The organism is Longimicrobium sp. (genome assembly GCA_036389795.1).
Lineage (GTDB): Bacteria > Gemmatimonadota > Gemmatimonadetes > Longimicrobiales > Longimicrobiaceae > Longimicrobium.
In genome coordinates this window covers 1-7,758 of record DASVWD010000095.1, presented here as the reverse complement: position 1 = coordinate 7,758, position 7,758 = coordinate 1, and the positions used below count along the sequence as shown (strand labels likewise).

Below are 7,758 nucleotides of genomic sequence, written 5' to 3'. Positions count from 1 at the left end.
GTGCGCTGTGACGGGCTTCGGTGCTCGCCGCGGGTAGCCCCCCTCCCCGGCCCTCCCCCCGCTGCGCGGTGGGAGGGAGAACTACAACCCGTTTCATCCTCCGTGGTCGCGCGCAGCGCGGTGGAAGACTCAGGATGACATCTCCTTTGCACAATCAATCGCAGAATTGGGTATCACACGGAGGAAACGGAGTTAACGGAGAACTGCGAGGGTTCTCTGTTGACTCCGTTGACTCCGTGTGAGGCCTTTCGCCGTTCCCTGGAAAATTGTATCAGCAGGTCGGCACAGCCTCTTGGGCGGACGCGGGGTGAAGCGGAAGGGCCCGCCCACCGGGAGGTGGACGGGCCCGTTTCCGGCCGCCGCCGCGCGGGCGGCTCAGGGCGCGGCGATGGGGGTGCGGACGATGAAGATCTTCTCGCCGTCGCGGAACGCCAGGCCGTCGCTCCCCCAGCGGACCAGCCGGTAGCGCATGTTCGCGGGGTGCTCGTTGCCCAGGGCGCCGACGTGGAACGACCCCAGCGTGGTGAAGTGGTTCATGTCGTAGACCGTGACCGTCCCGCCCATGTCCAGCACGAACACCCGCCCCACCGCGGGGTCGGGCACCGCCGCCAGCGCGAAGGCGTCGACCGTCATGGCGCCCACGCGCACGTGCCGGCCGGGATCGACCACCGCGCCCTTGTCGGAGTACACGCGCCCCGAGGCGTAGTGGATCCGCGCCGCGAAGCCGGAGATCAGGTTCTCGCTGGACCGGGTCTCCTGCAGGCCGCCCGTCAGCACGCGGTAGGTGCGGAAGCCGAACTCGGTGTTGTCCTTGTTGTAGGCGTAGAGCTCCAGGCCGCCCTGGCCGAACGTGATGGAGCTGCCCCGGTCGCGCGGCATGCAGTCGCCGCGGCGCACCCCGTCGTCGTACAGGCAGACGCCGAAGAAGGTGTGCATCTGCGAGACGGCGATGGTCCCGGGGCGGCCAGGCATCACGTGGATCGTCTCGGCCCCGGCGCCGATCGGGAACTCCTGCCCCGGCGTGAGGGTGGCGAGCGCCACCCGCCGCACGCTGCTGGTCCCCGCCAGCCCCACGTACAGCACCTGCCCGTCGTCCGACACCGCCATCGCCCCCGGCTCGCTCCCCACGAACGCCGAGCCGGTGACGGCGCCGGTGGCGGGGTCGATGGCCACCACGCTGTTGCCGTACGTGGGCTCCGTGCCGGGGACCGACGCGTACAGCCGGCCGGTGGCGGCGCTCCACACCAGGTCGCGCGCCGGGAGCGCCATCTGGCGCGTCGAGGTGAGCGTGGCCGCGGGGACCGGGCGCACCTGCAGGGTGGCCGCCGCCGAGGCGCCGCCGCCCGGCGCCGGGTTGTGCGCGGTCACCTGCGCCGCCCCCGGCGAGGCCACGTCCGCCGCGCCGATCGAGGCCGACACCCGCGTGGGGGCCAGGTAGGTGGTGGGGCGGTCGGCGCCGTTCCAGCGCACCACCGCGCCCGGCACGAACCCCGTGCCGTGCAGCGTGAGCGTGAAGCCCTGCCGCCCCGCGCTGGCCGCCTGCGAGGGGAGCATCAGGATCTGCGGCACGGGGTTGACCAGGGTGAGCTGCACCGCGTTCGACGTGCCGCCCCCCGGGCCCGGCGTGGCGACGGTGATCGGGAAGGTCCCCGACACGCGCAGGTCGTCCCCGGTGAGCGTGGCCTCCAGCCGCAGGGAGCTCAGCCGCTGCGTGGGGCGCGGCGAGCCGTCGAAGCGCACCACCGAGTTCGCCGCGAAGCCCGTCCCGTCCACCAGCAGGCGGAACTCGGGCTGCGCCGCCAGGGTCTGCGCGTCCACCAGCGCGGTGATGGCGGGCACCGGCGCGCGGACCTCCAGCGCCAGCGGGGTCGAGGTCCCGCCGCCGGGCATGGGGTTCTGCACCCGCAGCTGCAGCGTTCCCGACGCCGCCACGTCGGCCGGCGGGATCGCCACCCGCACCTCCGTCTCCGAGACGTAGGTGGTGGGCCGCGCGGCGGTGCCGACCACCACCTGCGACTGCGGGACGAAGCCGGTCCCGATCACCGCGACGGTGGCGCCGGCGTCGCCCGTCGCCACGAAGCCGGGCTGGAGCGAGGTGGCCTGCGGAGGGGGGTTGTAGAGCTGGAGCTGCGCGCCGCTGGAGACGCCGCCGCCGGGCGCGGGGTTGAAGACGGTGATCGTGAAGGTCCCGGGGGTCGCCAGGTCGCCGGCCGGCAGGCGCGCGCGGAGCAGCGTGGCGTCCACGTACTCGGTCTGCCGGTCGGCGCCGTTGAAGCGCACCACCGACGCCCGGACGAAGCCGATCCCGGTGACGGTGAGCGTCGTCTCCGCCGCGCGCGTCTCCGTGAAGGACGGGAAGATGCCGGTGATCTCGGGAGGGGGGTTCGGGCGCGCGTTGGTGACGCCGTCGTCGCCGCCGCCGCCGCAGGCCGGGAGCAGCGCCGCCAGCGCGGCGGCGGCCATGGCGCGCAGCAGGCGCGGCCCGGGGATGGGTCTCGTCAGGGTTCGCATGGATCGGTTGGGAGGGAGAGGGAAGACGGGCCGACGCTGCGTGGGATTCAAAAGGAGGGCGATCTTCCGCCCGATAAACAAACGGTTGAGGCGCTCGCGTGCAAGGGGTCGACGGGAATCGTCCCTCGCGTCGTCTCCTCCCCGGGAGGCAGGTGTTCGCTTTTGGGACGCGAAATCCCACGACCGGACAGCGGGTGCGGCGCCCCATGCGGCTGCAGGCCCGGCTAAATTCTTAGCACCGAACGTCATCCGCGAAGCCGGCCGTTCCGGCACGCCGCTTCCCATATCCGCACCCGTCTCACGCTCGCGGCGCGCCGGGAGGCGACCCCCGCGCGAGCACCCGTTCCCCCCCGCCGGCCAGGCTCCCCCGGCGCGACCGCCCGGAAGAGAGTGTCCCATGGAAACGCTGCTCCAGGACCTGCGGTACGGCGTCCGCGCGCTGCGGAAGAACCCCGGGTTCAGCACGGTCGCCGTCCTCACGCTCGCGCTGGGGATCGGCGCCAGCACGGCGATGTTCACCCTCGTCAACTCCGTGCTGCTGCGCCCGCTGCAGTACCGCGAGCCCGAGCGGCTGGTGATGCTCTGGGAGCGGAACCCGCGCGGCCGGGAGCGCAACCAGGTCTCCCCCGCGAACTTCTTCGCCTGGCGCCGCGAGGCGAAGAGCTTCGGCGACCTGGCCGCCAGCTTCGACCAGCCCCGCAACCTCTCGGGCGCGGGAGTGGCGGAGGAGGTGCTGGCCCGGCTCACCACCGCCAACTACTTCTCCGTGCTGGGCGCCGGCGCCCGGCACGGCCGCACCTACCTCCCGGGCGAGGACGCCGAGAACACCGCCGTCATCAGCCACGACCTGTGGCGGCGGCGCTTCGGCGGCGACCCCGCCGCGGTCGGCCGCACCATCCAGGTCAACGGCCAGGCGCTCACCGTGGTGGGGGTGATGCCGGCGGACTTCCGCTCGGTGGGCGGCCGGCCCGACCTGTGGGTGCCGGTCCAGTGGTCCGAAGAGGGAACGGGGCGCTTCCTCTCGGTGGTGGGGCGGCTGCGCCCCGGCGCCACCTTCGAGCAGGCGCGGACGGAGATGGTGGCCATCGGGCGGCGGCGGGCCCAGGCGTACCCGGAGATCAACCGCGACTGGGGCGTCAACCCGGTGCCGCTGCACGAGCAGGTGACCGGCGACGTGAAGCCGGCGCTCCTGGTGCTCCTGGGCGCCGTGGGGATCCTGCTGCTGATCGCCTGCGCCAACGTGGCCAACCTGCTGCTGGGCCGCGCCGCCGCCCGCAACAAGGAGATCGCCGTGCGGCTCTCGCTGGGCGCCACGCGCGCCCGGGTGATCCGCCAGACGCTCACGGAGAGCCTGGTGCTGGCCGGCGTGGCGGGCGCGCTGGGGCTGCTGCTGGCCGTCTGGGGGACGGAGACGCTGGTGCGCGTCCTCCCGCCCGACCTGGCGCTGCCGCGGCTGGACGAGGTGCGGGTGGACGGCCGCGTGCTGGGCTTCGCGCTGGCCGTGTCGCTCCTCACCGGGGTGCTCTTCGGCATCGCCCCCGCCCTGCTGGGCTCGGCGGTGAACCTGGCCGAGACGCTGCGCGAGGCGATGCGCGGGACCACGGGCGGGCGGAGCCGGCTGCGCGGCGCCCTGGTGGTGGCGGAGGTGGCGCTGGCGGTGGTGCTGCTGGTGGGCGCCGGGCTCCTGGGCCGCAGCCTGCAGCGGCTCCTGGAGGTGGACCCGGGGGTGCGCACCGGGCACGTGCTGACCATGCGGATGATCCTGGCGGGCCCGCGCTACCAGGACGACGCCGCGCTCCGGGGCTTCATGGGCGCGCTGCTGCCGCGGCTGCAGGCGCTTCCCGGCGCGCGCTCGGCGGGCGGCGAGATGTACCTGCCGCTCACGGGCGACAAGATCGGGCACGGCTTCTTCCGCGACGACCGCCCGCTGCCGCGCCCGGGCGAGGAGCTGCCGATGGACCTGCGGGTGGTGGCCGGCGACTACTTCTCCACGCTGGGCATCCCGCTGCTCCGGGGCCGCGCCTTCGACGCGCGCGACCACGAGCGGGCGCCCACGGTCTTCGTGGTCAACCAGGCGCTGGCCCGCGAGTACTTCCCGGGCGAGAACCCGGTCGGCAAGCGGATCAGCTACGAGTGGGGAGACACCATCTCGGGCGAGATCGTGGGCGTGGTGGGGAACGTGCGGGAGATGGGCCCGAAGGAGGAGCCCGCGCCGGCCGTCTACCGCCCCTACGCGCAGTGGCCCTCGCAGCGGATGACGGTGGTGCTGCGCACCGACGGCGACCCGCGGGCGCTCGCCGCCGCGGCCGGCCGGGTGGTGCGGGAGATCGACCCCGACCAGCCGGTGGCGCAGGTGCGCACCATGGAGCAGGTGCTGGGCGAGACGGTGGCCCGCCCGCGGCTGAACCTGTACCTGCTGGGGGGCTTCGCGGGGGTGGCGCTGCTGCTGGCCGCCATCGGCCTCTACGGCATCGTCTCGTACTCCGTCACGCAGCGCCGCCACGAGATCGGGGTGCGGGTGGCGCTGGGCGCGAAGGACGGCGACGTGCTCCGGCTGATCGTGCGGCAGGGGATGGGGCTCACGGCGCTGGGCCTGCTGGTGGGGCTCGCGGCGGCGCTCGCGGCCACGCGCGTGATGAGGAGCCTGCTCTTCGGCGTCGCCGCCACCGACCCGCTCACGCTGGCGGGGGTGGCCGCGTTCCTGGCCGCGGTGGCGCTCCTGGCGAGCTGGCTCCCCGCCCGCCGCGCCACCCGCGTGGACCCGATGGTCGCCCTGCGCGCGGAGTAGATCGCGGCCAGCTCCGGCGGAAAGGCGGACGGAGACGGGCGGCGACCCTCGCGGGCGCCGCCCGTCGTACTGGTGGAAGGCTTCGGCTATGGCTTCGCATCCACCGCGTGGAGGCTCCGCGCGCCCTCGCCTTACCGGGTCCGCCGGAACTCCGCGCGCCAGGCGGCCAGGTTCTGCAGGCTCGCGTCGGTCAGCCGGTGTGCCTTGGCCTCGCCCTGCTTCCCTTCGCCCACGTGCACGCCCACCAGGACGAACTCGCCGTTCCGCTCCACCCACACCGGTGCCCCGCTCAGGCCCTTCTCGGTGTTCAGGTCGTAGACGATCACGCTCTCGCTGACCTCCGTGACCTTCGCCCGGCCGTGGTACAGGATGCTGCCTGTCTTCGGGTCCTCCGCCGGATACCCCGCGATGAAGATGGTGTCGTCTTTCGCGACGAGGATCTCGCCCGGGCGGGGGAGCCGGAAGGAGGAAGAGCGGGACGCCCGCACCCCGAGCGCGACGAGCGCGTAGTCGCGGGCCCAGTCGAACGCGCTGAACCCGGCGGGATGGCGCACCTGGTCCCCGCGATCGAATCCACCTTCGACCCTCCACCACGGCGAGCTCTCCATCGCCACGCCGGGACCGCACTCCACGCTGCGGTCGCGCACCACCGAGAACGGCGCGTGAGGGCTCGCATAGTTGTGCCCCGCGGTGAGCAGCATGTCGTCTTCCAGGAGGGCGCCGCTGGAGACGTAGCTCGCGCCGAACACGAACACGTATTTCCGGTAGACCATCGACCGGCAGACGCTCTCGTAGGGCGCAGGCATGGCGCCGACCACGGGCGACAACGTACCCAGGCGCGGCGGTTCGTACGTCCCGGTCCGTGGGACGGGAGAGGTGGGATGTGGTCCGAGCCCACACCCGCCCAGCAGGAGGAGGGCCGCGGCGAGCGCGCCGACGCGCACGGATCGGTGCATGGGATCTCCGGTGAGAGGATCGGGTGCAATCGGCGCCCGGGCCGGATCGCGAACGGCTCGCTTCCGTTCCCGGCCGGTGAGCCGTTGGGAAGAGACGGACGAAGAGCTTATTTTTCCCTCACGACCGCCGCACCCCCGGCCTGAGCGCACCCATGCCCCGCATCCGCCGCCACCTCTTCCACTTCTTAGCCGCCGCCCTGCTCGCGGCGCTCCCGCTCGCCGGGTCCGCGCGCGCCCGGCCGACGGGCCTGGAAGCGCGGGAGCCGGCGCCCGTCGCAGCCCCGGCGCGCGACCCGATCCTGTTCGTGCACGGGTGGCGGGGTGACCGGGGGCAGTGGCGCGCCATGATCGCGCGCTTCAAGGCGGACGGGTGGACCGACGCCGAGCTGTACGCGTGGACATTCGACACCGGCGAGTCGAACGCCGTCACCGCGGCGCGGATCTCCGCGCGGGTGGACCAGATCCTGGCGGCCACCCGCGCCTCGCGGGTCGACGTGGTCACCCACTCCATGGGCGCCCTGTCGACGCGGTACTACCTGAAGAACCTGCGCAGCTCCGGCAAGGTGGACGCGTGGGTGTCGCTGGGCGGCCCGAACCATGGCACCACCACGGCGCAGCTGTGCTTCTCGGCCGCGTGCCGGGAGATGCGCCCGGGCTCGCCGTTCCTGGCCGCGCTCAACGAGGGGGACGAGACGCCGGGCGCGCCGCGCTACGCCACCTGGTGGTCGCCCTGCGACGAGATCGTCGACCCCGACGGCAGCGTGCTCCTGGACGGCGCCGCCAACCACCAGACGGAGTGCATCGGCCACCTGGACTTCTTCCGCGACGCGGCCGTCTACCGCGCGGTGCGCGACTTCGTGTCGCGATAAGGGACCGAAGGCGGCGGAGGCGGGCATCGCCCTGGTCCCGAACAGATTGGAATCACACAAAGGAACAGAGGAACGGAGAGAAGTTCTCCGTTCCTCTGTTTCTCTGCGTGAGACCTGTCGGTTCCCCGTCTCAGCGGATGCCCACCTGGCCCTTCACGGCCTCGATCAGCCGGGCGGAGTCGTAGCCCACGCCGTCCTTGAAGACGATGCGCGCGTTGCGGATGTCGGCCGGGCGCGCGGCCGGGTCGCCCTGGATCACCACCAGGTCGGCCCGCTTGCCGCGCTCGATGGAGCCCGTCTCGGCGTCGATCCCCAGGATCTTCGCCCCGTTCAGCGTCATCACGCGCACCACCTCGGGGGGCGTGAAGCCGGCCTCGAGCAGGAGCTCGTAGTTGCGCTGGTCGCCGAAGCCGGGGAGGGCGCCGCCGCTGCCGGTGGGGTCGACGCCCGCCGCCAGCAGCCCGCCCGCGCGCACGAAGGAGCGGTCGTAGGCCAGCGCCTTCCTGAACAGCTCCTCCGGGACCCCGATCTGCGGGTTGGCGGCGATCTGCTGGCGCGACGCCACGTACTCGGCGTGCGCCTCGGGCGACATCGCCTCGGCGAGGCGCGGGTCGAGCGGGGGCCGGTTGGCCAC

At 73.3% G+C, this 7,758-nt stretch carries 5 protein-coding genes; 2 read left to right on the top strand and 3 right to left on the bottom strand.

Annotation, left to right across the window (positions count from 1 at the left end; genetic code table 11):
- Positions 1 to 375: 375 nt before the first annotated feature.
- A complete protein-coding gene (locus VF746_12135; GenBank protein ID HEX8693165.1) occupies positions 376 to 2,511 on the bottom strand; it encodes an IPT/TIG domain-containing protein in 2,136 nt (711 codons plus the stop codon).
- 397 nt (positions 2,512 to 2,908) lie between these two features.
- Between VF746_12135 and VF746_12130 the strand changes: the two genes are divergently transcribed.
- Positions 2,909 to 5,299 (top strand): ABC transporter permease, encoded by a 2,391-nt coding sequence (locus VF746_12130; protein ID HEX8693164.1) that lies wholly within the window; start codon positions 2,909 to 2,911, stop codon positions 5,297 to 5,299.
- Positions 5,300 to 5,430: 131 nt separating this feature from the next.
- Here the strand turns inward: VF746_12130 and VF746_12125 are convergent, their stop codons facing one another.
- On the bottom strand, positions 5,431 to 6,105 hold the full coding sequence (locus VF746_12125; protein ID HEX8693163.1) for a trypsin-like peptidase domain-containing protein: 675 nt from the start codon (positions 6,103 to 6,105) through the stop codon (positions 5,431 to 5,433).
- A gap of 302 nt (positions 6,106 to 6,407) precedes the next feature.
- On the opposite strand from VF746_12125, the gene VF746_12120 reads away from it, so the two are divergent.
- Entirely contained in the window at positions 6,408 to 7,124 is a 717-nt protein-coding gene (locus VF746_12120) for a triacylglycerol lipase (protein ID HEX8693162.1), read from the top strand.
- A 130-nt stretch (positions 7,125 to 7,254) separates the two neighbouring features.
- Here the strand turns inward: VF746_12120 and VF746_12115 are convergent.
- The coding region (locus tag VF746_12115) for an amidohydrolase family protein (protein ID HEX8693161.1) at positions 7,255 to 7,758 on the bottom strand (504 nt) is incomplete at its 5' end.

Coding starts and splice junctions, on each gene's coding strand:
- VF746_12135 (HEX8693165.1), bottom strand. CDS start 2,511: ATGCGAACCCTGACGAGACCCATCCCCGGGCCGCGCCTGCTGCGCGCC.
- VF746_12130 (HEX8693164.1), top strand. CDS start 2,909: ATGGAAACGCTGCTCCAGGACCTGCGGTACGGCGTCCGCGCGCTGCGG.
- VF746_12125 (HEX8693163.1), bottom strand. CDS start 6,105: ATGCCTGCGCCCTACGAGAGCGTCTGCCGGTCGATGGTCTACCGGAAA.
- VF746_12120 (HEX8693162.1), top strand. CDS start 6,408: ATGCCCCGCATCCGCCGCCACCTCTTCCACTTCTTAGCCGCCGCCCTG.